Origin of the sequence: Oxalobacter aliiformigenes (assembly GCF_027116575.1) — a bacterium.
Classification (GTDB): Bacteria; Pseudomonadota; Gammaproteobacteria; order Burkholderiales; family Burkholderiaceae_D; genus Oxalobacter; species Oxalobacter aliiformigenes.
The window spans coordinates 399,389-424,620 of sequence record NZ_CP098252.1 but is presented as its reverse complement, the minus strand read 5'-3'; the positions used below and the strand labels follow the sequence as shown (position 1 = coordinate 424,620).

General features: G+C 50.9%; 22 protein-coding genes, 1 other RNA gene, 1 pseudogene and 1 riboswitch. Of the genes and pseudogenes, 12 read left to right on the top strand and 12 right to left on the bottom strand.

What is annotated here, in order from left to right:
- Window positions 1-3: 3 nt before the first annotated feature.
- From bioA to NB647_RS02015, 4 genes are read left to right on the top strand one after another with little or no spacing between them, the layout of a single operon-like run.
- Window positions 4-1,365 carry an adenosylmethionine--8-amino-7-oxononanoate transaminase gene (gene bioA, locus NB647_RS02030; RefSeq protein WP_269283904.1) on the top strand — a complete coding sequence of 454 codons (1,362 nt, stop codon included), beginning with the start codon at window positions 4-6 and terminating at the stop codon, window positions 1,363-1,365.
- On the top strand, window positions 1,362-2,048 hold the full coding sequence (gene bioD, locus NB647_RS02025; RefSeq protein WP_269283901.1) for a dethiobiotin synthase: 687 nt from the start codon (window positions 1,362-1,364) through the stop codon (window positions 2,046-2,048). The genes bioA and bioD overlap by 4 nt, the downstream gene beginning before the upstream one ends.
- A gap of 26 nt (window positions 2,049-2,074) precedes the next feature.
- Entirely contained in the window at window positions 2,075-3,127 is a 1,053-nt protein-coding gene (gene bioB, locus NB647_RS02020) for a biotin synthase BioB (RefSeq protein WP_269264885.1), read from the top strand.
- Window positions 3,108-4,037 (top strand): 2-hydroxyacid dehydrogenase, encoded by a 930-nt coding sequence (locus NB647_RS02015; RefSeq protein WP_269284696.1) that lies wholly within the window; start codon window positions 3,108-3,110, stop codon window positions 4,035-4,037. The genes bioB and NB647_RS02015 overlap by 20 nt, the downstream gene beginning before the upstream one ends.
- Window positions 4,038-4,089: 52 nt before the next feature.
- Here the strand turns inward: NB647_RS02015 and ssrS are convergent.
- The 3 genes from ssrS to NB647_RS02000 all read right to left on the bottom strand — a co-directional run bounded on the left by ssrS (window position 4,090) and on the right by NB647_RS02000 (window position 4,854).
- Window positions 4,090-4,268: non-coding RNA, 6S RNA (gene ssrS, locus NB647_RS02010), on the bottom strand.
- 59 nt (window positions 4,269-4,327) lie between these two features.
- A complete protein-coding gene (locus NB647_RS02005; RefSeq protein ID WP_269264884.1) occupies window positions 4,328-4,639 on the bottom strand; it encodes a cell division protein ZapA in 312 nt (103 codons plus the stop codon).
- Entirely contained in the window at window positions 4,636-4,854 is a 219-nt protein-coding gene (locus tag NB647_RS02000; protein ID WP_269283899.1) for a DUF904 domain-containing protein, read from the bottom strand. Before NB647_RS02000 ends, NB647_RS02005 begins: the two co-directional genes overlap by 4 nt.
- A 196-nt stretch (window positions 4,855-5,050) precedes the next feature.
- Here NB647_RS02000 and cmk point away from each other — a divergent pair.
- From cmk to rfaE1, 6 genes and pseudogenes are all read left to right on the top strand, one after another.
- Window positions 5,051-5,739 (top strand): annotated as a pseudogene (gene cmk, locus NB647_RS01995) ((d)CMP kinase).
- 111 nt (window positions 5,740-5,850) lie between these two features.
- Window positions 5,851-7,560 (top strand): 30S ribosomal protein S1, encoded by a 1,710-nt coding sequence (rpsA, locus tag NB647_RS01990; RefSeq protein WP_269264882.1) that lies wholly within the window; start codon window positions 5,851-5,853, stop codon window positions 7,558-7,560.
- 13 nt (window positions 7,561-7,573) lie between these two features.
- Window positions 7,574-7,867 carry an integration host factor subunit beta gene (locus NB647_RS01985; RefSeq protein WP_269264881.1) on the top strand — a complete coding sequence of 98 codons (294 nt, stop codon included), beginning with the start codon at window positions 7,574-7,576 and terminating at the stop codon, window positions 7,865-7,867.
- 122 nt (window positions 7,868-7,989) lie between these two features.
- Window positions 7,990-8,310: a LapA family protein gene (locus tag NB647_RS01980; protein WP_269264880.1), complete on the top strand. Its 321-nt coding sequence runs from the start codon at window positions 7,990-7,992 to the stop codon at window positions 8,308-8,310.
- 21 nt (window positions 8,311-8,331) lie between these two features.
- Window positions 8,332-9,507, top strand: coding sequence for a lipopolysaccharide assembly protein LapB (lapB, locus tag NB647_RS01975; protein WP_269264879.1), 1,176 nt, complete (start codon window positions 8,332-8,334; stop codon window positions 9,505-9,507).
- Window positions 9,508-9,559: 52 nt separating this feature from the next.
- Window positions 9,560-10,486 carry a D-glycero-beta-D-manno-heptose-7-phosphate kinase gene (gene rfaE1, locus NB647_RS01970; RefSeq protein WP_269283897.1) on the top strand — a complete coding sequence of 309 codons (927 nt, stop codon included), beginning with the start codon at window positions 9,560-9,562 and terminating at the stop codon, window positions 10,484-10,486.
- 1 nt (window position 10,487) lies between these two features.
- Here the strand turns inward: rfaE1 and NB647_RS01965 are convergent, their stop codons facing one another.
- A complete protein-coding gene (locus NB647_RS01965) occupies window positions 10,488-12,767 on the bottom strand; it encodes a UvrD-helicase domain-containing protein (protein WP_269283894.1) in 2,280 nt (759 codons plus the stop codon).
- A gap of 256 nt (window positions 12,768-13,023) precedes the next feature.
- On the opposite strand from NB647_RS01965, the gene cls reads away from it, so the two are divergent.
- On the top strand, window positions 13,024-14,439 hold the full coding sequence (gene cls, locus NB647_RS01960) for a cardiolipin synthase (protein ID WP_269284694.1): 1,416 nt from the start codon (window positions 13,024-13,026) through the stop codon (window positions 14,437-14,439).
- Between the two features lie 56 nt (window positions 14,440-14,495).
- On the opposite strand, the gene thiE is transcribed toward cls, so the two are convergent.
- The 5 genes from thiE to thiC all read right to left on the bottom strand — a co-directional run bounded on the left by thiE (window position 14,496) and on the right by thiC (window position 19,055).
- Window positions 14,496-15,107, bottom strand: coding sequence for a thiamine phosphate synthase (gene thiE / locus NB647_RS01955; RefSeq protein WP_269283892.1), 612 nt, complete (start codon window positions 15,105-15,107; stop codon window positions 14,496-14,498).
- 46 nt (window positions 15,108-15,153) lie between these two features.
- Window positions 15,154-15,978 carry a bifunctional hydroxymethylpyrimidine kinase/phosphomethylpyrimidine kinase gene (gene thiD / locus NB647_RS01950; protein WP_269283890.1) on the bottom strand — a complete coding sequence of 275 codons (825 nt, stop codon included), beginning with the start codon at window positions 15,976-15,978 and terminating at the stop codon, window positions 15,154-15,156.
- An 89-nt stretch (window positions 15,979-16,067) separates the two neighbouring features.
- Complete coding sequence (locus NB647_RS01945; RefSeq protein WP_269264874.1) at window positions 16,068-16,856, bottom strand: thiazole synthase; 789 nt, start codon at window positions 16,854-16,856, stop codon at window positions 16,068-16,070.
- 82 nt (window positions 16,857-16,938) lie between these two features.
- Window positions 16,939-17,139 (bottom strand): sulfur carrier protein ThiS, encoded by a 201-nt coding sequence (gene thiS, locus NB647_RS01940; protein WP_332880337.1) that lies wholly within the window; start codon window positions 17,137-17,139, stop codon window positions 16,939-16,941.
- A 14-nt stretch (window positions 17,140-17,153) separates the two neighbouring features.
- Window positions 17,154-19,055 carry a phosphomethylpyrimidine synthase ThiC gene (gene thiC / locus NB647_RS01935; RefSeq protein WP_269283887.1) on the bottom strand — a complete coding sequence of 634 codons (1,902 nt, stop codon included), beginning with the start codon at window positions 19,053-19,055 and terminating at the stop codon, window positions 17,154-17,156.
- Window positions 19,056-19,125: 70 nt separating this feature from the next.
- Window positions 19,126-19,222, bottom strand: a riboswitch (TPP riboswitch).
- A 109-nt stretch (window positions 19,223-19,331) separates the two neighbouring features.
- On the opposite strand from thiC, the gene NB647_RS01930 reads away from it, so the two are divergent.
- On the top strand, window positions 19,332-22,127 hold the full coding sequence (locus NB647_RS01930) for a valine--tRNA ligase (RefSeq protein ID WP_269283885.1): 2,796 nt from the start codon (window positions 19,332-19,334) through the stop codon (window positions 22,125-22,127).
- Between the two features lie 9 nt (window positions 22,128-22,136).
- Here NB647_RS01930 and NB647_RS01925 read toward each other — a convergent pair whose 3' ends face one another.
- From NB647_RS01925 to argJ, 3 genes are all read right to left on the bottom strand, one after another.
- Entirely contained in the window at window positions 22,137-22,964 is an 828-nt protein-coding gene (locus tag NB647_RS01925; RefSeq protein ID WP_269283883.1) for a 2-keto-4-pentenoate hydratase, read from the bottom strand.
- A gap of 129 nt (window positions 22,965-23,093) precedes the next feature.
- Window positions 23,094-23,963, bottom strand: a complete 870-nt coding sequence (locus NB647_RS01920; RefSeq protein ID WP_269283881.1) for an ATP-binding protein — start codon at window positions 23,961-23,963, stop codon at window positions 23,094-23,096.
- Window positions 23,963-25,201: a bifunctional glutamate N-acetyltransferase/amino-acid acetyltransferase ArgJ gene (argJ, locus tag NB647_RS01915; RefSeq protein ID WP_269283879.1), complete on the bottom strand. Its 1,239-nt coding sequence runs from the start codon at window positions 25,199-25,201 to the stop codon at window positions 23,963-23,965. Before argJ ends, NB647_RS01920 begins: the two co-directional genes overlap by 1 nt.
- Window positions 25,202-25,232: the final 31 nt, after the last annotated feature.

Sequence of the window (25,232 nt, the reverse complement as noted above, 5' to 3'; positions counted from 1 at the left end):
TACATGACAAACAAACTTCAAGTGAAACATTTGCATTCCCGATCCTCCGGCTGGATTGAGCGAAGCCTGAGAACCGTCTGGCATCCATGTACCCAGATGCAACATCATGAAACGCTTCCGCTCATCGCGTTGAAAAGCGGCAAGGGTATCTGGCTTTACGACCAGGACGGCAACCGTTATCTGGATGCGATCAGTTCCTGGTGGACCAATTTGTTTGGACATGGAAATCCTTTTATCAGCAAAGCGGTAAAAGATCAGCTCGATACGCTCGAACACGCCATGCTGGCCGGTTGTACACATGAACCGGTCGTCGAGCTTTCTGAAAAACTGTCTGCCTTGACCGGTCATGCACTGGGCCATTGCTTCTATGCGTCGGATGGCGCATCCGCTGTCGAAATCGCGCTCAAAATGAGCTTTCATTACTGGAAAAACTGCGGAGTGCCGGAAAAACAGGAATTCGTTTGCCTGGAAAACAGTTATCATGGCGAAACGATCGGTGCCTTGTCCGTTACGGATGTCACTCTTTTCAAGGATTCGTATGCCCCGTTGATCCGGAATTCGCACACGGTCGAATCACCGGACGGCAGAAAGGCGAAAGAAGGGCAGTCTGCCAATGACATTGCCATGCAGGCGGCAAATCGGCTGGAGGCATTATTGCAGGAAAAAGCGGACCGGATCGCCGCGATCATTGTCGAACCACTCGTTCAATGCGCTGCAGGATTCGTCATGTATTCACCGGAATATCTGAAACGTATCCGTGAATTGTGCGACCGTTACAAGGTTCACCTGATCGCCGACGAGATTGCGGTCGGATTCGGCAGGACGGGATCTTTTTTCGCCTGTGAACAGGCTGGCATCTGGCCGGATATGCTGTGCCTGTCCAAAGGCATCACTGCAGGTTATCTGCCATTATCTCTCGTCATGACGACAGACAGGATATACAGTGCCTTTTATGATACGGACATCGCGCGCGGTTTTCTCCATTCCCATTCCTATACCGGCAATCCGCTTGCCTGTCGCGCGGCACTGGCAAGCCTCGAGCTTTTCCGGCTCCACGACGTTATCAACCAGAACCGGATCATTTCCGGCAAGATAAACCTTGCGCTCGAATCGCTGAAACAGCATTCTTGTGTCCGGCACTTCCGCAATCGCGGCATGATCTGGGCATTCGATGCCGTGATGACACCGGAAAAACAGGCCACCTTTCCACGACGTTTCTTTGAAACAGCGCTCAAACACGAATTGCTGATGCGTCCGATCGGCAATACGGTTTATCTGATGCCACCATATATTCTGAATGATACCGACATCGAACAGCTGACCGAAAAAACGATCACCGTATTCAACGAGGTCATACAGGCATGAATCCGATAGCCTATTTCGTTACAGGCACCGATACGGAAATCGGAAAAACAACCCTGTCCTGCGCACTTGTCCGGAATTTGGCCAAAAAGGGATTGAAGGTCGCTGCCATGAAACCTGTCGCGGCAGGAGCGACACAGCTTGACGGAATATGGCATAACGACGATGTGGATGCCTTGATGAAAGCATCCAACATGGATCTGCCCGTTTCACTTGTCGCTCCCTTTCTCCTGAATACGCCGATCGCCCCCAATTTGTCTGCCGCGCTGGACAAACGTGTTATCGACCTTCAGCACATTCTGTCCTGCTACCGCGAAATCAGCCATCAGGCCGATGCCGTTATCGTCGAGGGCGTCGGAGGTTTTTGTGTTCCCTTTACCGAGAATACTTCAAGTGCCGATCTCGCTGTACAATTGAATCTTCCTGTCATTATGGTTGTCGGTCTTAAACTCGGCTGCATCAATCATGCCTTGCTGACTGTCGAGGCCATTCATGCCAGAGGCCTGAAACTGGCCGGGTGGATAGCCAACCGGACGGACCCCAGAATGCCTTTCGCAGATGAAAACATCCGGACACTCGAGTCATGGCTGAATGCCCCGAGACTGGGAACAGTTCCCTATCTTGAATCATTTTCACAAACAGACGCTTATCTGAGCCTGAACAACCTGCCAGACTGGCCGTTATAAAACCGATGTATTGAAAGATCAACTTCATGTCACAACCCATTACTTTTTACCGCCGTACAGAAACAACCGCTATTCCAGAACCCGAGACATGGCCCGTGAAAGATATTCTCGCTCTTTACGATCTTCCTTTTCACGAACTGATGTTCCGCGCCCAGGAAATCCATCGTGCCCATTTTCCGGACGGCGATGTTGAACTGGCCACACTGATATCCCTGAAAACAGGTGCATGCACGGAAGATTGCGGATACTGTTCCCAATCCATACACCACCACACGGATGTCACGCCCAGCAAAATGCTTGATCTGGAAACCGTTCTCGCCGCCGCACAAAAAGCAAAAGACAACGGCGCCACACGATTCTGCATGGGAGCCTCCGGTCGTTCACCCAACGACCGTGACTTCGAGAAATATCTCAAAATCGTCCGGGCGGTCAAGGCACTTGGACTTGAAACCTGCATGACGCTCGGCATGCTGAAAGAAGAACAGGCCCAAAAGCTGAAAGAAGCCGGTCTCGATTATTACAATCACAATCTGGATACGGCTCCGAGCCATTACGCCAACATTATTTCGACAAGAACCTATCAGGACAGGCTGGATACGCTCGGCCGTGTCCGCAAGGCGGGCATCAAGGTCTGTTGTGGCGGTATCATCGGAATGGGTGAATCACGGCAACAACGCGCCGAACTGATTTCCCAGCTCGCCAACCTGAATCCATACCCGGAAGCCGTACCGATCAATCATCTTGTTCCCATCGAGGGAACCCCCCTGTTCAATGTCAAACCTCTTGATCCGCTCGAATTCGTCAGAACGATCGCCGTGACAAGAATCGTCATGCCTGAAGCCAGAGTCCGCATGTCAGCGGGCCGTCACGAACTGGGGGAAGCCATTCAGACACTGTGTTTCCTGGCCGGTGCGAATTCGATTTTTTATGGCGAAAAACTGCTTACCACGGATAATTCCGAAGCCAATGAAGACCGTGCCCTGCTGGCCAAACTGGGACTGAAAACTCACGAATCGACTGAAGTGAAGGCGAGAATGCCTGGCATAGAAGAACATGACCATGCGCATTCTGTACTATAACGAAGGAGAAAATCCGGCTGAATGGCTGCCGTCACTGAAAACGGCCCTGCCTGAGGCCGAGATCCGTTTGTGGCAACCGGGTGACAATGCTCCGGCGGATTACGCACTGGTCTGGAATCCGCCGGCATCATTGTTCCAGAACAGAACCGGATTGAAAGCGATATTCAATCTCGCTGCCGGGGTCGATTCCCTGCTGGCCATGAGCCATGCGATTGATATAAATGTCCCTATCTTCAGACTCGAAGATGCCGGAATGGCGATTCAGATGGCCGAATATGTCACTCATGCTGTCCTTCGCTACTATCGCCGTTTTGACGAATACGAAAAACAGGCCGGAAACCGTATATGGGAAATGCTGACCCCGTACAAGCGGGAAGATTTCACGATCGGCATCATGGGCATGGGCATTATGGGGACCGCTGTGGCGAAGGCACTCATGCCATTCGGTTTTCCACTCCGTGGCTGGAGCCGCCACATAAAAAACATCCCCGGCATCGCCTGTTACGCAGGCAAACAACAAATGCAGGCATTCCTGGATAATGTCCGCATTCTGGTCTGCGTTTTGCCACTGACCGCCGAAACGGAAGGCATACTCTGTCTGGACAACTTCCGCCACCTTGGGCATGGCGCTTATCTGATCAATGCAGGACGGGGCAAGCATCTTGTCGAGAACGATCTGCTGGAAGCGATGCGAACCGGTCTGATCCGCGCTGCGACGCTGGACGTTACAGGACAGGAGCCACTCCCGCCAGACCATCCGTTCTGGAATCACGCCGGTATCACGATCACCCCTCACATCGCTGCACTGACGTTCTGTCACGAAACCGTCAGACAGGTCGCCAACTTCATCCATGCCTTGGAAAAAGGAGAAAAACTCACCTCGCAAGTCAATCCGGAGAGGGGATATTAAAAGAGACTTGTGCCAGAAAAACGGCCGCACGGGATATGCAGCCGACGGAAACGAGAGCCCCGCCTGTGCCGCTATGTCGGCATCTTGAACCAAAGGTTCAAGGTGGTCACGGTAAGCCGGATTTCGGGTTCATCGAACGAGCGACGCGCACGCCCACCCGACAAAATTCCGCAACCTGTGCTCAGAAATGGTTCAAAGAATATATGACAATCACGAACACCGCAGGGTATTTTCAGTCTACCTGAATAAGAACTTCTGTCAACTGCTTTGGCCTGAAAATTTGCACCGTGTCAGAAAAGATCTTCCTGTGGAAGGAGCGCCTGATCCAGCACATTGTTCATGGCCTCCATTTTCTGTTTGATCTCCGACATGGTCATTTCGGACAACGGACCGCTGGGAGATTTCGTCGACAACAATTCCGCGGCAATCGCCAGCGAAGCCATAACGGCAATCCTGTCATTTCCTTTTATTTTCCCGGCATCCCGAATGGCACACATTTTGCCGTCAAGATAGGCTACCGCTTCCCTCAGTTTCTTTTCCTCATCCTCATGGCAGGCCAGACGATAGGATTGTCCCATGATCGTCACATTGATCTGTATCATTTGTCCATCTCCCCGCCTTGATCTGCTACCGGCAATGTCTCTATCAGTGAAGAAACCCGCTGATGGGCGCTCTCCATTCGTTCTGTCAGTTGCCGGTTTTCCTGCCTGAGTTCCGTATTCTTCAATCTCAATTCGGCATTTTCCCTTCTCAACGCATGAGTCAGGCTGGCCAGCTGGCTGATTTTTTCCGACAATAAATCAAATTCTGAAATCATTTTCAAATGTCGCAGTGGAAATTAAGGTTGCAAAACCGGCAAAAATGACTGGTTGCACAATGATATTCTCTTGTGTACCATTTTTACCCCAGATTCTAACTCTGCACGGATAATTTTCAGAAATATTTTGTTCAATCCGAATAAATATCGTTATCCACGAGTCCGGAAAATGGAATTTTCATTTCACCTGTAAAACATGTCCGTGTCAAACTCATCCATGAACGCTTCCATTATCACCATTGATGGCCCGACTGCCTCCGGAAAAGGGACTGTTGCACAAATCGTTGCCGAAAAACTGCATTTTCATTATCTCGACTCCGGTGCATTGTATCGTCTGACAGCCTTGTCTGTAATGCGCTCGGGCATAAATCCGGATGATATCGATCAAATCGCTTCGATTGCAGGCAATTTGCCCTGCCGTTTCGAAAAAAAAGGATCTTCCTCGGCTCTGAGGATGTTACTGAAGCAATCCGTACAGAAGAAGTCGGCAATACGGCATCCGTCATCGCCGCCTCCCCCAAGGTCAGACGGGCCCTGATCGATCGCCAAACCGGTTTCAAAAAAGCACCCGGTCTGGTTGCCGACGGCCGCGATATGGGCACGATTATTTTCCCTGAGGCTGATCTCAAGATTTTTCTGACGGCCAGCGTGGACGTCCGTGCGGAAAGACGATATAAGCAGTTGTTAGAAAAAGGAATTCCTGCTAACATTGACAGTCTCCGAAATGATTTGATTGAACGGGACCGAAGGGACTCCTGTCGCAAGGAAGCGCCACTTGTCCCTGCGGAAGATGCCATAACGCTCGATACATCCTCTCTGGATATCGATGAAACCGTTAAGCGCGTTTTAAGCCTGTTCGCTCGGAAAAGCAGTAAATGCAGTTGAGGTCATGATGGCCTTTTTCGGCCCCGTCAAGGTGCAAGGCCTTTTCGGGTGTTTATAAAACCTAACCCGGTTTTTTCTCCCTGAGATCGACCGGTTTTTCACAATTAATATATGCCTACTGTTGCACCCACCCAAGATTCCGGATTGGAAAGTTTTGCCGCTTTATTTGAAGAATCACTTGCACGTCACGACATGCGTTCCGGCGAAGTCATTTCCGCCGAAGTCGTCCGTATCGACCACAACTTCGTTGTTGTCAACGCCGGATTGAAATCCGAATCGTTCATTCCGATCGACGAATTCAAAAACGACGTCGGTGAACTGGAAGTCAATGTCGGCGACTATGTTTCCGTCGCTATCGAATCGCTCGAGAACGGTTACGGCGACACAATCCTTTCACGTGACAAAGCCAAACGGCTTGCTTCCTGGCTGGCTCTTGAAAAAGCCATGGAATCGGGTGAAATCGTTACCGGTACCGTCAACGGAAAAGTCAAGGGCGGCCTGACCGTTCTGACCAACGGTATCCGCGCTTTCCTGCCAGGCTCCCTGGTCGATACCCGTCCTGTCAAGGACACCACGCCTTATGAAGGCAAAACGCTGGAATTCAAGGTCATCAAGCTGGATCGCAAGCGCAACAATGTCGTGCTCTCCCGCCGTGCGGTTGTCGAAGCATCCATGGGAGAAGAACGCCAGAAACTGATGGAAACCCTGAAAGAAGGAACCATCGTCAACGGCGTTGTCAAGAATATTACCGATTACGGTGCCTTCATCGACCTGGGGGGTATCGATGGTCTGTTGCACATCACCGACCTGGCATGGCGTCGTGTCCGTCATCCATCCGAAATGTTGACGGTCGGACAGGAAATCACTGCCAAGGTCCTGAAATACGATCAGGAAAAAAATCGGGTTTCACTCGGCGTCAAACAGCTTGGAGACGATCCGTGGACCGGTCTTTCCCGCCGTTACCCGCAAGGCACCCGTCTGTTCGGCAAAGTGACCAACCTGACCGATTACGGTGCTTTCGTTGAAGTCGAACAGGGTATCGAAGGCCTGGTTCACGTTTCCGAAATGGACTGGACAAACAAGAATGTCGCTCCGAACAAGGTCGTCAAACTGGGTGACGAAGTTGAAGTCATGGTTCTGGAAATCGATGAGGAACGCCGTCGTATCAGTCTGGGCATGAAGCAATGCAAACCGAATCCATGGGAAGAATTTGCGGAAACCCACAAAAAAGGCGATAAAGTCAGTGGAGCCATCAAGTCTATTACCGATTTTGGTGTATTTATCGGTCTGCCGGGCAACATCGACGGTCTGGTTCACCTTTCCGATCTTTCCTGGACAGAACCGGGAGAAACCGCCGTTCACAACTTCAAGAAAGGTGACGAACTGGAAGCTGTCGTTCTGGCTATCGACGTCGAACGTGAACGTGTCTCTCTGGGCGTCAAGCAGCTTGAAGGTGATCCGTTCAACAATTACATTGCCATGAACGACAAGGGCAGTGTCGTATCCGGTACTGTCAAATCTGTCGAACCTAAAGGTGCTGTCATCCAGCTCAACGATGATGTGGAAGGTTATCTGCGTGCCTCCGAAATTTCAAGAGACCGCGTGGAAGATGCCGGTTCCCATCTGAAAGTCGGGGATCAGATTGAAGTCATGATCATCAATATCGATCGCAAGTCCCGCACGCTACAGCTGTCAATCAAGGCGAAAGACCAGATGGAAACCCAGGAAGCCATGCAGAAAATCCAGAATGATTCCAGCGCGGCTTCCGGCATGACCAGCCTTGGAGCGCTGTTAAAAGCCAAGTTCGACAACAAGCAATAATCATGAGTGCGAGATGACAAAATCCGAATTGATCGTTTCTTTGGCAAACAGCTATCCGCAGTTGCTGGCCAAAGATGCCGAACTGACAGTAAAAACCATACTGGATGCCATGGCTGACGCTCTGGCGGAAGGTCAACGCATCGAAATTCGCGGTTTTGGCAGTTTTGCATTGAGTGTCCGGCCGCCCAGGGTCGGACGCAATCCACGCTCCGGCGAAAAAGTGATGGTCGAAGAGAAACGGGTACCCCACTTCAAGCCCGGCAAGGAATTGCGTCAGAGAGTCGACTCAGCGGCAAAAACGGACTGATTTCGCTTGTTTCGATTAAGCTTTCTCAACCCAAAAGGGCATCTTCGGATGCCCTTTTTCACGTACAATCATATTTTTCATCTGAAAATACGACACATGATATCCGTTACAAGGGCTGAATCATGAAGTGGTTGTCCCGTATAATCACACTGGTTCTTTTTATATTCTTTTTCGTACTCGCGCTGAAAAATACCCAGGAAACCGCTTTATACTTCTTCTGGGGATACGAGTTGCGAGGTCCGCTTGTTCTGATCGTACTCTGCTTCTTCGTTGCAGGAGCTTTTCTCGGTTTGATGACGATGATTCCTGTGGTTTTCCGCCGTCAACGGGAACTGGCAAAACAGCGAAAAAGAATCACCGAACTGGAACAGGCTCAGGAAACGCACGTGAAAACGAACGAAACGTCTTCAGCCAGTACTGTTTCTGGCACCAAAACCGAATAGTTTTTTTATTTTAGACACTGTATGGAATTCGAAATCTGGTGGCTGTTAAGTATTCCGATCTTTTTCGGACTTGGCTGGATAGCGGCGCGTATTGATATCAAACAATTGCTATCCGAATCACGCAGTCTTCCAAAAGGATATTTCAAGGGACTGAACTTTCTTCTGAATGAACAGCCCGACAAGGCCATCGATGCGTTTATTGAAATTGTCAGACTGGATCCGGAAACAGCCGACCTGCATTTTGCACTGGGCAACCTTTTCAGACGTCGCGGAGAAACGGAACGTGCCATCCGTATGCACCAGAACCTTTTGCTCCGCCCCGATCTTCCACCCGAACAGCGGATGCAGGCCCAATACGAACTCGGACAGGATTTTCTGAAGGCCGGACTTCTCGACAGAGCCGAAGAGGTTTTTCAGGAACTGACCGAAACCGCCTATTCCATACAGGCACGCCGCGCCCTTCTGGAAATTTTCCAGCGCGAAAAAGAATGGGTACAGGCCATTGACGCGGCCAAGGCCCTGCAAAATTCCGGGACAGGAAACCGCAACAAGCAAATTGCCCAGTTCTATTGCGAACTGGCCGAAGACGAACTCGTCAATACACATCCGGAAAAAGCGCTTCCGTTGCTTGAAACCGCACTTTCGACAGACAGAATGAGTGTGCGCGCCACAATACTGACGGGGGACGCTCTGGTTGCACTCGGTAAACCTGAAGAAGCACTTGCGACCTGGCGTCGTGTGGAGAAACAGAGCATATCGCACACTGTTCTGGTTGCCCAACGCCTTATGGAAGGATTCCAGTCTGTTGGACGTCCCCAGGAAGGCATCAGTCTTCTGAAATCCTATCTGTCCGAAACAGCTTCCATCGATTTGCTCGAGGTACTTTTCAAAGCCGTACTGAAACAGGAAGGCGTGGAAGCCGCCAATACACTGGTGCATGATGAACTGAGAAGAACACCGACACTGCTCGGACTGGACAAACTGCTTGAGGCGCAATTGCTGGTGGTCCCTCCGGAGATCCGCGAAGATCTGTCTTTCGTCCGTAACCTTGTACAGCGATATGCTTCCCGGCTGTCCCGCTATCAATGCAGCCACTGCGGTTTCGAGGCACGGCAATTCTACTGGCAATGTCCCGGTTGCCACCAATGGGAAACATACCCGCCGAAACGGGTCGAAGAAATGAAACTGTCCTCATAGCCGTCCGGACTTTTAGTAACGGTACTGTTTCATATGCCGGAAAAAACTGATCATGAACATGAACTCTTTGCTCAAAACACGCATATTGATAGTTGGCGACATCATGCTGGACCGTTACTGGTTCGGCGACGTCAACCGGATATCCCCGGAAGCTCCGGTTCCGGTCGTTCTAATAGGAAAAAACGAGGAACGGCTCGGAGGTGCGGCCAATGTCGCACGCAATGTCGCCGCACTGGGAGCGGTCTGCAGTCTTTTGGGCATTGTCGGAAAAGACGAGGCAGGTACTGCCGTCGAAAAGCTGCTCTCCCAGTCAGGCATCACCCCCTATCTTCATTCGGCTCCCGGAATCTCCACGACGGTCAAGTTACGGGTAATCGGAAGACAACAGCAACTGTTGCGACTTGATTTCGAAAAAAAACCGACCCGTGATGTACTGGAAGACAAACTGCAAAAATACAAGACTCTCTTGCAGACACATGACATCATCGTACTGTCCGACTACGGAAAAGGAGCTCTTGATCAGGTCTCCAGCATGATTGCCGGTGCGAAAAAGACAGGCAAAATGACACTGATCGATCCCAAGGGAGAAGATTTTTCCAAATATCGCGGTGCAACGATTTTAACTCCCAACAAGTCCGAATTGCGACAGGTCGTCGGCAGCTGGAAGGACGAATCCGAGCTGACCGTCAAAGCCCAGAATCTGCGCGAGTCGCTTGATCTGGAATATCTGTTGCTGACACGTTCTGAAGAAGGCATGTCTTTATATGGCGCAACAGAAGTTTTGCACATACCGACGGTCGCACGCGAGGTCTTCGATGTATCCGGTGCGGGAGACACCGTTATCGCGACACTGGCCACAATGATCGGAAACGGCAAACCTGTCGCTGAAGCAGTCCGGATTGCCAACCGTGCCGCTGGCATCGTTGTGGGCAAACTCGGAACGGCAACCGTTACATCGGAAGAACTGTTTTCTTCCTGATTCAGGAAACGCGTTCCAGTTTGGCTATACCGAGATCCAGCAGTTTCATGCCGAATCGGCCGAAATTGATACGGGCACGAATATTCGCTCTCTCGCCTTCCAGACTGACGATGACGCCTTCCCCGAATTTTTTGTGGATCACCGCCTGACCGATCTGCCACTCGCTGCTTTTGCCAAAAGAACCGGAAAACGGTTTATCGGAAACAGCAGGCTGGCCAAATTGCGCAACAGGCTCTTTCCGGATACCGGAATAGACAGACTGTTTTCTGGGAGCCAGCCATTTCAGGTTTTCTTCAGGCAATTCACTCAAAAACCGGGAAGAAATGTTATAACGCATATGTCCATGCAACATCCGTGTCTGCGCATAACTCAGATAAAGCCGTTTTCTGGCCCGGGTAATGGCAACATACATCAGGCGCCGCTCTTCTTCGAGTCCGCCATTTTCCTTCACGCTGTTTTCATGTGGAAAAAGACCTTCTTCCAGACCGGTAATGAAAACGGCATCGAATTCAAGTCCTTTGGCAGAGTGAACCGTCATCAACTGGAGGGCATCCTGTCCTTCGTCAGCCTGGTTCTCCCCCGCTTCGAGAGAGGCGTGTGTCAAAAAAGCGGCAAGTGGCGACATAATCATGGTCAGCGGAACATCCGCCTCAATGACACGATCGACTGTCAGTAGCGGATTATCAACCGTTTGCTGTGCATGAGCCTGTTCAACCACAAGAGCGGGAGCATCCAGCGAGAAACCTTCTTCCGATAAAAACTGGGTGGCAGCGGAAACCAGTTGCCCCAGATTTTCAACACGGTCAGTACCGTCCTTTTCCTTCTGGTAATACATAAGAAGGCCGCTTTTGTCCAGAACCGTTTGTATGAGCGCTGGCAAATCCATATTTTTTACTTCGGAACGGATACCCTGGATAATTCGGACAAACGAAGCCAACGCCGTTCCACCTTTTCCCGAAATATAAGGAATAGCGGCATACAACGATACATCATGCAAACGGGACATTTCCTGCAACGACTCGATTGTTCTTGCACCGATTCCCCGTGCCGGGAAATTGACCACCCTCAGAAAAGCCGCATTGTTGTCGGGATTGTCAATTAACTGAAGATAGGCGATAGCGTGCTTGATTTCAGCCCGTTCAAAAAAACGCAAACCGCCATACACACGGTAGGGAATTCCCGCACTGAAAAGACCGTGCTCGATAACCCTTGACTGCGCATTGGAGCGGTACAGGACAGCGATTTCACTTCGGGAAATTCCGTCATGTATCAAATGACCGACTTCATCCAGAATCCATTGGACCTCATTCAGATCGGAAGGGGACTCACATACACGGATCGGTTCGCCATCTCCGGCATCGGTATGAAGATTCTTGCCGAGACGATGGGTATTGTGCGCAATCAGCGTATTGGCCGCATCTAGGATATTGCCATATGAACGATAATTCCGTTCCAGCCTGATCAGGTTATTGACCTGGAAATCATGCTGGAATGAAAGCATATTGCCGACATTGGCCCCCCGAAACGCATAAATACTCTGGTCATCATCACCGACCGCGAAAACGGCCGTACGATCACCAGCCAGAAGTTTCAGCCATTTGTACTGGAGATCGTTCGTATCCTGAAATTCATCGACCAGAATATGCCTGAAACGTTCCTGATAATGTTCCCGCAACGTCTGGTTTCTTTCCAGAAGCTCACAGCTCCGAAGCAGCAACTCCGCAAAATCAACTACCCCTTCACGCTGACACTGCTCTTCATACATCCCATACAATTCGACCATTCTGCGCTCATAGTCGTCCTGCCCGTCGACATCGGATGCGCGAAGGCCTCTTTCCTTGGCGCCATTGATGAAATACATGAGATTTCTGGGCGGGTATTTCTCATCATCGACATTGTTTGTTTTCAGCAAGCGTTTGATTGTCGACAGCTGATCCTGTACATCGAGAATATTGAACGACTGCGGCAATGCGGCATCACGATAATGCAGTCTCAACAACCGGTTGCACAGCCCGTGAAACGTACCCACCCACAGGTTCCGGGTATTGACCGGAAAAAGCATCGAAAGACGCGACATCATTTCCCTGGCTGCCTTGTTGGTAAAGGTTACGGCCATTATCCCAGCCGTTGATGCCTGACCGGTTTTCAACAGCCATGCGATACGGGTCGTCAATACTCGCGTCTTGCCTGAACCGGCTCCTGCAAGAATCAGGGCGGATTGGGCAGGAAGAGTGACAGCCGCAAGCTGTTCAGGATTGAGATTTTCAAGTATTTTGTCCATTTTGACATTATCCCGTAAATAATTGGAGATTGCTTGCGGTTTTCAGAAGGAACATTAAGCGGATCATTACTGGTTTCCTCACAAATGGGACAATATTTGCCGACACATATCCGGATTCTTGTTTGGAGAGTATGATACTGTCTTCAATTTTTTCACCGCAATATAACGGATACCATCTGTTCTAAACAGGTTTGCCTTCACCATGTTTCCATACGATGAACTGTTCGGTTTTTCATTATCCGGCGCATTTTCCTTCATGAAATGGCTGGGGATAGCATGGCTTGTCTATATCATCTGTCTGTCGATCTGGATTATTCTGCAAAAACGCGCTCCGGTTTCCACACTCAGCTGGATTCTCGCACTGGCATTCATTCCTTATGGCGGATTCATCATTTACCATTTCTTCGGTCCGCAAAAACTGAAACGCCAGCAATTCAGACGCCTGTTATCCAGAACCGCTCTGAAAGAACATTCCGATTACCTGCAGCTTCGCAATCATATTCTGGCAGCCAGCACACACTCCCAGGAACTGATGCAATTGGCCAACATGATTCGCACGACTACCGGTTTTCCGCTAACGACGGCAAAATCCCTGAAACTTCTCGTTGACGGCACGGAAACATTCACTGCCATACTGGATGCCATCGCCCATGCGACTCATCACATTCATCTCGAATATTACATTTTCGATCCCGACAGAATCGGAACGAGGTTGCGCGATCTGCTGATACAAAAGGCAAAAGAAGGTGTCAAAGTCAGACTGCTTGTTGACGGTATCGGTTCTTCCCGCCTGAAAAACGCCTTTATCCAGCCGCTGCTTCGTGCAGGCGCCCGGTTTGCCTTTTTCCACAAGCCTCACATTACCCAGCTTATAAAACCGCTTGTCAACTTGAGGACACACCGCAAGATCGTGATTTGTGACGGACTTGTCGGTTTTACCGGTGGCCTTAACATTACCGATCAGGAAGACGAGCGCGTATATGAATATGCCTACCACGACACACATCTGCAACTGACCGGCAATGCTGTCCACTGGTTGCAACTGATCTTCATGGAAGACTGGCTCTATGCGAGTGGAGAAAAAGAAATTCCGGATCTGGCCAATTATTTTCCCATCCAGTCGTCCGGCCCCTACCCGGTTCAGGTTATTCCGTCAGGGCCCGACAATGAGTGGGAAATCATCCACAGGATCTATTTGTCGATGATTCAGCGCGCGCGAAAGCGCATCTGGCTGACTACTCCCTACTTCGTTCCGACAGAAGCCACATTGTTTGCATTGACTTCCGCCGCCCTGCGAGGAGTCGATGTCCGTCTGCTGGTTCCCAGAATGAGTGATTCCCGACTGGTCACCTCTGCAGCAAGGTCTTACTTCGACGAACTGATGCGGGCCGGTGTCAGGATTTGGGAATATCATGGACGCATGCTGCATTCCAAAACCATTGTCGTCGATCATCACTACAGCATGATAGGAACAGCCAATTTTGATTCACGCAGTTTTCGTCTCAATTTCGAAGTCTGTATCGCGGCATATGGCCCCAGACTGGCTGAATTACTATCCGATCAATTCGAATACGACCTTGTCTGCGCCGAACGCGTCCCTTTCAACAGACATATCGGACTCATCCAGAAAATGTTCGAGGCAACCGCACGTCTTTTTTCGCCTCTGCTGTAAAAAAAGCCCGGTTTATGGAACCGGGCTATCAATTCATCCGTTGAACAAGTTTATTTTTATTTGAATAACTTCACAAATCCATGTGCAGCCATTTCCGGATCCTCCTGGAAATAGATGCCGCTTACCACAGCGACCATATCGGCGCCCAGCTTGACAAGAGGAGCGGCATTGTCGGCGTTCATGCCACCGATGACACACACCGGCATGGAAGGCATCTCATTTTTCCAGTCGGAAACGATATTCCGGGGAGTTGTGACCGGATATTTCTTGACCCGTGACGGATAAAAACCACCGAATGCAACATAACTCGCTCCGTCACGTGTTGCCTTGCGAGCCAGTTCGATATCGCCATAGCAGGAAGCACCGACAATTTTGTCCGGCCCGACAGCCGCACGAACCTGCTTGACGGGAGCATCCATTCCACCGACATGAATGCCGTCCGTATCCAGTTCCAGACAAAGATCGACATAATCATTGATGATGAAAGGCTTTCCATACCGGCGGCATAAATCCTGTAATGCCCTGGCCTGTTCCAGACGCAACTCGGGACCCGCTGTTTTATGACGGTACTGAACGATTTCCGCCCCTCCTTTCAGGGCCTTTTCCGTTACATCGATCATTTTGGCTGTGTCATCCCAGTCGGGAGTGACGATATAAAGTCCTTTCATCTAATCCTCTTCTTCTTTCTGAATATTCGTCGTTGGGTTTCCGGAATCAGATTTCCATGTGCCGATCCGGACAACGCTGTCTTCCCGGTATTTTCTGTCCTTTTGCAATGGAAAAAGCGTCTGCCAATGCACGCTGGCACCATTTCTGTCCGTCACAAAGCGCCTCCTCCATCGCAAAACCTTGCGCCAGATAACCGGCTATGGCCGAAGCGAGTGTACAGCCCGTACCATGAAACTCACCTGTCAACCGCTGCCATTTCCACTGTTTCATTCCCCTACCGGAGAACCAGCAGTTGATCACGGAATCATCCGCACTGCCATGCCCCCTTTGGACCAGTACGTTTCCGGCTCCTTGTGCAAGCAGATACTCCGCCTGCATCCCGATATCGTCAGACAAGGGATACAGCCGTTTTGCCTCAGGCAAATTCGGTGTCACCAGCGTCGCCAGACTGATTAAGGGAGAAATCGCATATTCCGGTGTTCCGTCTGCCAGTGCAAACCCACGACCGCTGCCCAGTACCGTATCCAGTACAACAGGCAACTCCGGCAGTTCTTCCCTCAGTTCAGCAATGACTTCACCAATGGCGTCAGCATTTTCCCGATTGCCGACGATACCGATCTTGACCGCGGAAACCGGTATTTTCCGAATCAGAACCCGCGCCTGATAGACGAGAACCGAGGCATCAACCGGATTTACAGCAAAAACCGTGTCATTGTCCTGAACCGTCAAAGCGGTAACAACAGGCAAGGCATGCGCCCCGACAGCCCCTATTGCTTCGATATCCGCGGCAATACCCGCACCGCCACTGGGATCAAGTCCGGAAAAAACCAGAACGCACTTACGGCTTTTCTCTTTTGAAATATCGGTCATTATGCGAGTTCAGGAAAGGAATTCACTGGACAGCTACCGGGAACAGACCATGAAAACCGGGCAGTCTGTCTGTTCCCGGAAACCGGTCATCAGGCAACACGCCCGGCCATCGGAGACGACGGCGAAGCGGCAAATTTTCTTGGAATACGGCCGGCAAGGAATGCCTCACGTCCCGCCTCGACAGCCAGCTTCATGGCACGCGCCATGCGAACGGGATCCTGTGCTCCCGCAATTGCCGTATTCATCAGAATGCCATCGCAACCGAGCTCCATGGCAATGGCGGCATCCGAAGCCGTACCGACACCGGCATCGACAATAACCGGAACTTTCGACTGTTCGATAATCAGGGACAGATTCCACGGATTCAGGATTCCCATCCCGGAACCGATCAGGGATGCCAGCGGCATGATAGCGGCACAACCGATATCCTCCAGCATCTTGGCCTGAACAGGATCGTCACTGCAATAAACCATGACGTCGAAACCGTCTTTTACCAGAATTTCCGCAGCCTTCAGTGTTTCGGGCATATTCGGAAACAGGGTTTTTTCGTTACCCAGCACTTCAAGTTTGACAAGCTTGTGACCATTCAGCAATTCACGTGCCAGCTGAAGTGTGTAAACGGCGTCTTCCGCATTGTAACACCCGGCGGTATTCGGCAAAATAGTGTACTTCGTGGGTGGAACAACATCCAGCAAACTTGGTGCATTCGGGTCCTGCCCGATATTGACCCGGCGAATCGCGACCGTAATAATTTCGGCACCGCTGGCTTCTGTCGCTTCGCGGGTCTGTTCCAGATCGCGGTATTTCCCGCTACCGACCAGTAAACGTGAACGATATGTTTTACCTGCAATTGTAAGACCCTGTTCCTGCTTGTTCATTGCTTTTCCTTCTTTCCGGTTTCACTAATCCGGCAAAGCTCTTCCGAACTTTGCTGCTCCTTTCTTTCTGCACAGAGATATGTCAACCTCCGCCGATCGCACGTACCAGTTCCACCTGATCGGCCGGATACAATACAACCTCCGGCCATTTCTGGCGTGTGATGACCGTCCGGTTCACCGCTACGGCCAGTGCCCTGTTCGGCAATTGCAGTGAATCGACCAGTTCCTGCAAGGTCATTCCGTCTTTAATCTGGCGGATTTCTCCATTCAGCTTGATCTCCATAACCATCATTCCCGTCAGCTGCCGCTCTTGGTTTTGACGAACTCGACCGGTTGCTCCCCGATAGCGTTTCTTTTCGCCGCTTCGATGGTAATCCCTTTCTCGGCCGCATAATCACGTACTTCCTGCGAAATTCTCATCGAACAGAATTTCGGACCGCACATGGAACAGAAATGGGCCACCTTGGCAGAATCTTTCGGCAAGGTTTCGTCATGATAGGAACGTGCCCGGTCCGGATCCAGACCGATATTGAACTGGTCTTCCCAACGGAATTCGAAACGTGCCTTGGACATGGCGTTGTCCCTGATCTGGGCACCCGGATGACCTTTTGCCAGATCGGCCGCATGAGCCGCCAGCTTATAGACGATAATTCCTTCCTTGACGTCGTCCTTGTCCGGCAGACCCAAATGTTCTTTCGGCGTGACATAACACAGCATCGAAGTACCGAACCAGCCGATCATGGCAGCGCCCATGGCCGAAGTGATGTGGTCATATCCCGGTGCAATGTCGGTAACCAATGGCCCAAGGGTATAAAAAGGAGCCTCATGGCATTGTTCCAGTTCCAGATCCATGTTCCTCTTGATCATATGCATCGGAACATGTCCCGGCCCTTCGATCAATACCTGGACGCCATGCTTCCATGCCACTTCCGTCAATTCACCCAGTACTTTCAGTTCGCCCAGCTGTGCCTCGTCGTTGGCATCATAAATCGATCCGGGGCGCAACCCGTCACCCAGCGACACCGCGACATCATACTGGGCCAGAATTTCGCAAATTTCCTCGAAATGGGTATACAGGAAATTTTCCTTGTTATGCGTCATGCACCATTTGGCGATGATGGAACCGCCACGCGAAACGATACCCGTCATCCGTTCTGCTGTCGCCGGGATATGGCGAAGCAGCAATCCGGCATGGATAGTGAAATAATCGACACCCTGTTCCGCCTGTTCGATCAAAGTATCCTTGTAGACTTCCCAGGTCAGGTCTTCGGCAATGCCATCGACTTTTTCCAATGCCTGATACATCGGAACCGTACCGATAGGAACAGGTGAATTACGAACAATCCATTCACGCGTTTCATGGATATGTTCGCCCGTCGAAAGATCCATGACGTTGTCGCCTCCCCAGCGGATCGCCCAGGTCATTTTCTCGACTTCTTCCGCGATACCCGACGTGATGGCCGAATTACCGATATTGGCGTTGATCTTGACCAGGAAATTGCGACCGATGATCATCGGTTCGACTTCGGGGTGATTGATATTGGCAGGAATAATTGCCCGTCCGCGTGCGATTTCATCACGGACGAATTCCGGAGTGATTTCCGATGGAATACTGGCTCCGAATGAATGGCCGGGATGCTGACGCATCATCATTTTCGCCATTTTCTCACCTGTCGGCCCTGCCGCTTTCAGGCTTTCAAGATACTCCTGGCGACGCATATTCTCACGAATGGCCACAAATTCCATTTCCGGTGTGACAATACCCCGCCGGGCATATTCCATCTGGGTAATTCTTGCCCCTTTTTTAGCGCGGCGCGGCTTGCGGGTCAGATTGAAACGCAGTTCGTCCAGACTTTTGTCGTTCAAGCGGGCGCGACCATATTCGGAAGTCGGCCCATCCAGTTCTTCCGTATCGTCACGCTCGGCAATCCAGGCCGCACGAATGGCCGGCAGCCCTGAACGGATATCGATCTTGGCATTCGGATCGGTATAGGGACCGGACGTGTCATAAACGTAAATCGGAGGATTCTTTTCGTTACCGAACAGGATGGATGTATCGGAAAGGGTGATTTCCCTCATCGGAACCTGGATATCCGGACGCGAACCCTGCACATAGACTTTTCGCGAGTTCGGAAATGGCTGGACTGCTGCCTCGTCAACCTTGGCAGTAGCGGACAAGAATTTTGGATTGGCGTTCATATCGATTCCTTAAGCATGTACTTCATTAAACCAGCTCAGGGAATCTCAGGACAAGATTGCGGCCGACCGCATCCATCACTTTTCGCTTCCCTACGCTGGCATTACCCAGATCAGGTTCAGAGGGTGTATCTCGCCCGGCCTTTCGGCCAGAACCCCTAGCATTCTGATGAATTTTACTACACTCGGGCCATTATAACGTCACCTTTCGACTTCGTGCCCTCTATCGTCCATTATAATAGATATTTTATTGAATTAAAGCAAAACTTACATCAGATCATGGAATTAGCCAAGTCCTTCGACCCTGCCGAAATTGAAAAACACTGGCGTGAAGAATGGGAAAAGCGCGGATACTTTCGCGCATCGCTCGACGAATCAAAACCGTCTTTCGCCATCCAGCTTCCTCCTCCGAATGTCACTGGCACTCTCCATATGGGACATGCCTTCAATCAGACCATCATGGACGGTCTTGTGCGCTATCATCGTATGAGAGGATTCAATACGGCCTGGATTCCGGGCACCGACCATGCCGGCATCGCCACCCAGATTGTGGTAGAACGGCAACTTGACGCCCAAAACATCTCCCGGCATGACCTTGGCCGTGAAAAATTTCTGGAAAAAGTCTGGGAATGGAAAGAAAAATCCGGTTCAACCATCACCGGCCAGATGCGTCGTATGGGGACTTCTCCGGATTGGGACCGTGAATACTTCACGATGGACAAAACCCGTTCGAAAACCGTGACCGAAGTTTTTGTCCGTCTCTATGAAGAAGGGCTGATATACCGGGGAAAACGGCTGGTCAACTGGGATCCGGTCCTCGGAACAGCCGTTTCCGACCTGGAAGTCGTCTCGGAAGAAGAAAACGGTTCCATGTGGCATATCCGTTACCCTTTTGCCGACGGTTCCGGTTCGCTTACCGTGGCAACAACCCGTCCGGAAACCATGCTGGGCGACGTTGCCGTTGCCGTCAATCCGGAAGATGAGCGCTATACAGGCATAATCGGCAAAATGATCCGGCTTCCCCTGACCGACCGGCTGATCCCCGTCATTGCCGACGAATATGTCGACAAGGCATTCGGGACCGGTTGTGTCAAGATCACTCCCGCGCACGATTTCAACGACTATGCCGTCGGCGCCCGTCATGGTCTGGAGCCGATCAATATCTTCACGCTTGACGCGAAAATCAATGATAACGCTCCCGAAGCATACCAGGGCATGGACCGTTTCGTGGCCAGGAAGAAAATTGTGGCCGACCTGCAGGAGCAGGGATTGCTCGAATCCATCCAGCCACACAAACTGATGGTTCCGCGAGGCGACAGAACCGGTGTCGTCATCGAACCGATGCTGACGGACCAATGGTTTGTCGCCATGAGCAAGCCGGCTCCGGCTGGCACCTTTTTCCCGGGCAAATCCCTGGCTGAAGTCGCCCTGGAAAAAGTCCGTGATGGTGAAATCCGGTTCATGCCCGAAAACTGGACCAATACCTACAATCAGTGGCTGAACAACATTCAGGACTGGTGCATTTCCAGACAGCTCTGGTGGGGACACCAGATTCCGGCATGGTACGACGAAGAGGGCAATATCTACGTCGCCCGTACCGAAGAAGAAGCGCATGCAAAAGCCGGCGGCAAATCCATCTACCGTGACCCGGATGTACTGGATACCTGGTTTTCCTCGGCACTTGTTCCGTTCTCGACCGTCGGCTGGCCGGAAAACACACCGGAATACCGGATGTTTCTGCCCTCCTCGGTACTGGTCACGGGTTTCGACATCATCTTCTTCTGGGTTGCCAGAATGGTGATGATGACCCTGCATTTCACCGGCAAGGTCCCCTTTAAAACGGTATATGTGCATGGTCTGGTCCGTGACGCCAATGGCCAGAAAATGTCCAAATCCAAAGGCAATACTTTAAACCCGATCGACCTGATCGACGGTATTGACGTCGACTCGCTGGTCAAGCAGCGCACATTCGGTCTGATGAATCCGAAACAGGCAGACTCGATTGCCAAGGCTACCCGCAAGGAATTCGGCAAAGGCATTCCGGCATTCGGGACCGATGCGTTGCGTTTCACCATGGCAAGTTACGCCTCCCTTGGCCGGAATATCAATTTCGATCTGAACCGTTGTGAGGGATACCGCAATTTCTGCAACAAATTGTGGAATGCTACCCGTTTCGTCCTGATGAACACAGAAGGAGAAGATTGTGGTTTCTCCGGAGGAGAAATGACGTTTTCGCTGGCGGACCGCTGGATCGAATCCCAGTTCCAGCGTACCGCTGCCGAAGTGGAAAAAGGCTTTGCCGAATACCGTTTCGACAATATCGCCTCGGCTATTTACCGTTTCATCTGGGATGAGTACTGTGACTGGTACGTTGAAATGGCAAAAGTCCAGATTCAGGATGGCGACGATGCCCAAAAGCGGGCGACACGCCATACCCTTCTGGTTATTCTGGAAAAAGTCCTGCGTCTGGCCCATCCGGTCATTCCGTTTATTACCGAGGAACTCTGGCAAAAAGTTGCCCCGCTTGCAGGAAAAGCCGTAGGTGAACGCAGTACCCTGATGCTTCAGGCATACCCGCTTCCCGACACGTCAAAAACGGATGAACAGGCCGATCGGTGGATGAACGAATGCAAGGCGCTGGTTGACGCCTGCCGCAATCTGAGAGGGGAAATGCAGCTCTCTCCGGCCAAACGGGTTCCTCTTTTCATGGAATCAGCCAAACAGAACGTTTCATGGCTCCAGTCCTTCATTCCGCACCTTAAAGCTCTGGGCAAACTCTCCGAAGTGACTCTTCAGGACATTTTGCCGAAGTCGCCTGCTCCGGTTTCCATTGTCGGAGACATCCGGCTCATGTTGAAAGTCGAAATCGACATCGAAGCGGAACGCGAACGGCTGGGAAAAGAAATTGCCAAACTGGAGGGCGAGATCGCGAAAGTCACAACCAAGCTGTCGAATGAGAATTTCGTGTCGAAAGCGCCTGAAAAAGTCGTTGCCGCTGAACGTGAACGTCTGTCGGGTTTTGTATCGGTACTGGAAAAACTGAAAGACCAGCTGTCGAAGCTGGATACACTCTGATTTCCGGTTTCATGCCGTGAATGCGACCGTCAGTCCGGAAAGAGGCAAACCGGAAACCGCTGTTTGCCAGACTTCTCCGGGCTGTATCGGAAGCGGCTTCGTCCACGTTCCTGTCGCAATAATATCTCCGACCCGCAAAGGCGAAAATTCCGGCATATTGGCCAGCATCTGGTATAGAATCAACAATCCTTGCAGGGGATTGTTGCAAGGGCTGCTGCCAAATCCTGCCGTCCTGATCACATTATTGCAAGCCAGAGACAGACCGGCACACTCCATGACAGCATAAAGGCTCTTCCGGCTGCCTTCGGATACGATTTTCGGTTCGCCAACCAGTAATGCATGGTGTTGCCCGAATCCGGCAATGGTATCGACAAGACTGCGAGTGGTTGCCCGAAAAGGATATTCCGTTATCTCAAGCCCATGTGCCATCCACTCGATGCACGCAGCCAGTTGGCCTATTGTGGCGCCTTCCGGTGGAAGCCGTCCCAACCGAAAGATGATTTCTGTCTCGACAAAAGGGGCTGACGTATGTCTGAGGCTGAAATCTCCCTCACTGTTTTCCATGAAACGAACACCGGAATCAAAAAGCCATGACCAGAACGGCAAACGATTCTTTTTCCCGATCCGATCAGAAGACGTTTCAAGGAAATAGTCGAGTTTCCGCCCGACGATATTCTCTCCCTCGGCTATTCTGATTTCCGCGACTCTGGCGGCAATTTCATAAGCATCACCGATCGTCAGTGGATACCGGGAAGACAACGATGGGATAAATTCTGCTGCCTCACGTGCCTGAATCAGTTGATGCGCATAGCGATTGGCAAGGCCGGTCATCAACATGGCAAACTCTCATAAAATGATTCAAAGACCAGAACCACTTTACGCAAACCCGTTCATGCGCCATTGCGCAATCGCATGGATTGTGTGACTTGAGATTAAACGGAATGCAAATAACCGTGGAGAAAACGGTTACAGAATTCTACCGGCATAGTCACGGGCAAATTGCCATGCTGTTCTTCCGGAACGGGAACCCCGATGCAAAGCCCATTGCAGTGCTTCCTGCGTGGCCGCGGAAATCTGGTCTTCCGTACAACCAAAAGAACGCAACCAATGCGCCATGATAAACAGATATTCATCCTGGCTGTAAGGATAAAACGAAAGCCAGAGACCGAAGCGGTCAGAAAAAGAAATCTTTTCCTCAACGGTTTCACTCGGATGCAAATCCCCGTCTTCATTACGTGAATAGCCGTTGTTGTCTGACATTTTCTCAGGAAGCAAATGTCTCCGGTTCGATGTGGCGTAAATCAGGATATTGTCAGGTTGTGCGGCGACACTGCCGTCAAGGGCCACTTTCAATGCCTTGTAACTGCTATCTCCCTCATCGAACGACAGATCGTCGCAATACAGAATGAAAGACTCCGGACGCGAAGCAATCAGCTCTGAAATTTCATCAAGATCGACCAGATCGTTTTTATCGACTTCGATCAGACGCAACCCCTGATCCGAAAACTCATTCAGACAGGCCTTGACCAACGACGATTTGCCTGTTCCTCTGGCTCCCGTGAGCAACACATTATTTGCCGGTTTCCCTTGCAGAAACTGACGCGTATTCTGTTCCAGAAGCGTTTTCTGCCGTTCGACAAAAAACAGGTCCGGCAACGAAACCGGTGAGATACGGGCGATTGGAACCAGAGCGCCACGACCATTTTTCTTTCGCCAGCGAAAAGCGGCTGTCGGTGAATCCCAGTCAACAGATGTTGCCGTTTGAGACGGCAACAAATTCTCAAGACGCGTCAGTACGGATTCGGCACGTTCCAGAAATTGTTCAAGTGTTGTCATCAGGTACGATAATCGGCATTGATGGAAACATAATCGTGCGACAGGTCGCATGTCCAGACAGTCGAAGAGGCTTTGCCACGTGCCAAGGTGATACGGACAAGAATCTCGCTCTTTTTCATGACACGCTGCCCGTCTTCTTCGCGATAATCAGGATTTCTTCCACCATTTTTGGCAACCCACACATCATCCAGATACAGATTCAGTTTTTCGATATCCAGATCTTCGATACCGGCATAACCGATAGCGGCAAGAATCCGGCCCAGATTCGGATCGGAAGCGAAAAACGCCGTTTTGACCAGTGGCGACTGGGCGACTGAATAGGCAATCTGACGGCACTCGTCTTCGGATTTGCCTTCCTCAACAAGGATCGTGATGAATTTGGAGGCCCCTTCTCCGTCACGAATGATTTTCTGGGCAAGTTCCTGCGCCAGATCCGTTATGACATCCAGCATTTCGCGGTAATGACCGGAATAAATGCCGGAAATACCGATATCGACTTTTCCCATCGCCATCAGAATCAGGGAATCATTGGTCGAGGTATCACCATCAACGGTAATACAGTTGAACGATTTATCGACGGCCGATTTCAGCATGACATCCAGAACATCCTGCGGAATTCTGGCATCGGTTGCAATGAATCCCAGCATTGTCGCCATATTCGGTTTGATCATGCCCGATCCTTTGCACATGCCGGTAACAGTCACCGTTTTTCCATCAATAACCACTGTGCGGGAAGCGGCTTTCGGAATCGTATCCGTCGTCATGATCGCTTCGGCTGCATTTAACCAGTTGTCTTCCTTCAAATCCGCAACGGCTTTAGGCAATCCAGCCAGAATTTTATCGACAGGCAATGGTTCAAGAATAACACCCGTCGAAAAAGGCAAAATCTGACCCGGATCGCAATCCAGCAGTTCCGCCAAAGCGGTACTGGTTTTAACGGCATCCTGATATCCCGCCTCACCGGTTCCGGCATTGGCATTTCCGGTATTGACCATCAGGGCACAGATATTTTTCCCTGCCGCATGCGTTTTTTCCAGATTGGTTTTGCATATCCGAACCGGCGCGGCGCAAAAACGGTTTCTGGTGAAAACACCGGAAACAGTTGCCGAGGGAGCCAGACGCATTACCAGCAAATCTTTCCTGTTTTCTTTCTTGATACTTGCCTTTGCATAACCGAGTTCAAGTCCTGAAACGGGTTTCAGTTCCGATGCAACCGGAACAGACAGATTGACAGCCATCTTTATCTCACTGATTCCAATTAATGATCCA

What these genes read in the sequence shown, in the direction of transcription:
- bioA (WP_269283904.1), top strand. Translation starts at nt 4, where the DNA reads ATGACAAACAAACTTCAAGTGAAACATTTGCATTCCCGATCCTCCGGC.
- bioD (WP_269283901.1), top strand. Translation starts at nt 1,362, where the DNA reads ATGAATCCGATAGCCTATTTCGTTACAGGCACCGATACGGAAATCGGA.
- bioB (WP_269264885.1), top strand. Translation starts at nt 2,075, where the DNA reads ATGTCACAACCCATTACTTTTTACCGCCGTACAGAAACAACCGCTATT.
- NB647_RS02015 (WP_269284696.1), top strand. Translation starts at nt 3,108, where the DNA reads ATGCGCATTCTGTACTATAACGAAGGAGAAAATCCGGCTGAATGGCTG.
- NB647_RS02005 (WP_269264884.1), bottom strand. Translation starts at nt 4,639, where the DNA reads ATGATACAGATCAATGTGACGATCATGGGACAATCCTATCGTCTGGCC.
- NB647_RS02000 (WP_269283899.1), bottom strand. Translation starts at nt 4,854, where the DNA reads ATGATTTCAGAATTTGATTTATTGTCGGAAAAAATCAGCCAGCTGGCC.
- rpsA (WP_269264882.1), top strand. Translation starts at nt 5,851, where the DNA reads ATGCCTACTGTTGCACCCACCCAAGATTCCGGATTGGAAAGTTTTGCC.
- NB647_RS01985 (WP_269264881.1), top strand. Translation starts at nt 7,574, where the DNA reads ATGACAAAATCCGAATTGATCGTTTCTTTGGCAAACAGCTATCCGCAG.
- NB647_RS01980 (WP_269264880.1), top strand. Translation starts at nt 7,990, where the DNA reads ATGAAGTGGTTGTCCCGTATAATCACACTGGTTCTTTTTATATTCTTT.
- lapB (WP_269264879.1), top strand. Translation starts at nt 8,332, where the DNA reads ATGGAATTCGAAATCTGGTGGCTGTTAAGTATTCCGATCTTTTTCGGA.
- rfaE1 (WP_269283897.1), top strand. Translation starts at nt 9,560, where the DNA reads ATGAACATGAACTCTTTGCTCAAAACACGCATATTGATAGTTGGCGAC.
- NB647_RS01965 (WP_269283894.1), bottom strand. Translation starts at nt 12,767, where the DNA reads ATGGACAAAATACTTGAAAATCTCAATCCTGAACAGCTTGCGGCTGTC.
- cls (WP_269284694.1), top strand. Translation starts at nt 13,024, where the DNA reads ATGAAATGGCTGGGGATAGCATGGCTTGTCTATATCATCTGTCTGTCG.
- thiE (WP_269283892.1), bottom strand. Translation starts at nt 15,107, where the DNA reads ATGAAAGGACTTTATATCGTCACTCCCGACTGGGATGACACAGCCAAA.
- thiD (WP_269283890.1), bottom strand. Translation starts at nt 15,978, where the DNA reads ATGACCGATATTTCAAAAGAGAAAAGCCGTAAGTGCGTTCTGGTTTTT.
- NB647_RS01945 (WP_269264874.1), bottom strand. Translation starts at nt 16,856, where the DNA reads ATGAACAAGCAGGAACAGGGTCTTACAATTGCAGGTAAAACATATCGT.
- thiS (WP_332880337.1), bottom strand. Translation starts at nt 17,139, where the DNA reads ATGGAGATCAAGCTGAATGGAGAAATCCGCCAGATTAAAGACGGAATG.
- thiC (WP_269283887.1), bottom strand. Translation starts at nt 19,055, where the DNA reads ATGAACGCCAATCCAAAATTCTTGTCCGCTACTGCCAAGGTTGACGAG.
- NB647_RS01930 (WP_269283885.1), top strand. Translation starts at nt 19,332, where the DNA reads ATGGAATTAGCCAAGTCCTTCGACCCTGCCGAAATTGAAAAACACTGG.
- NB647_RS01925 (WP_269283883.1), bottom strand. Translation starts at nt 22,964, where the DNA reads ATGTTGATGACCGGCCTTGCCAATCGCTATGCGCATCAACTGATTCAG.
- NB647_RS01920 (WP_269283881.1), bottom strand. Translation starts at nt 23,963, where the DNA reads ATGACAACACTTGAACAATTTCTGGAACGTGCCGAATCCGTACTGACG.
- argJ (WP_269283879.1), bottom strand. Translation starts at nt 25,201, where the DNA reads ATGGCTGTCAATCTGTCTGTTCCGGTTGCATCGGAACTGAAACCCGTT.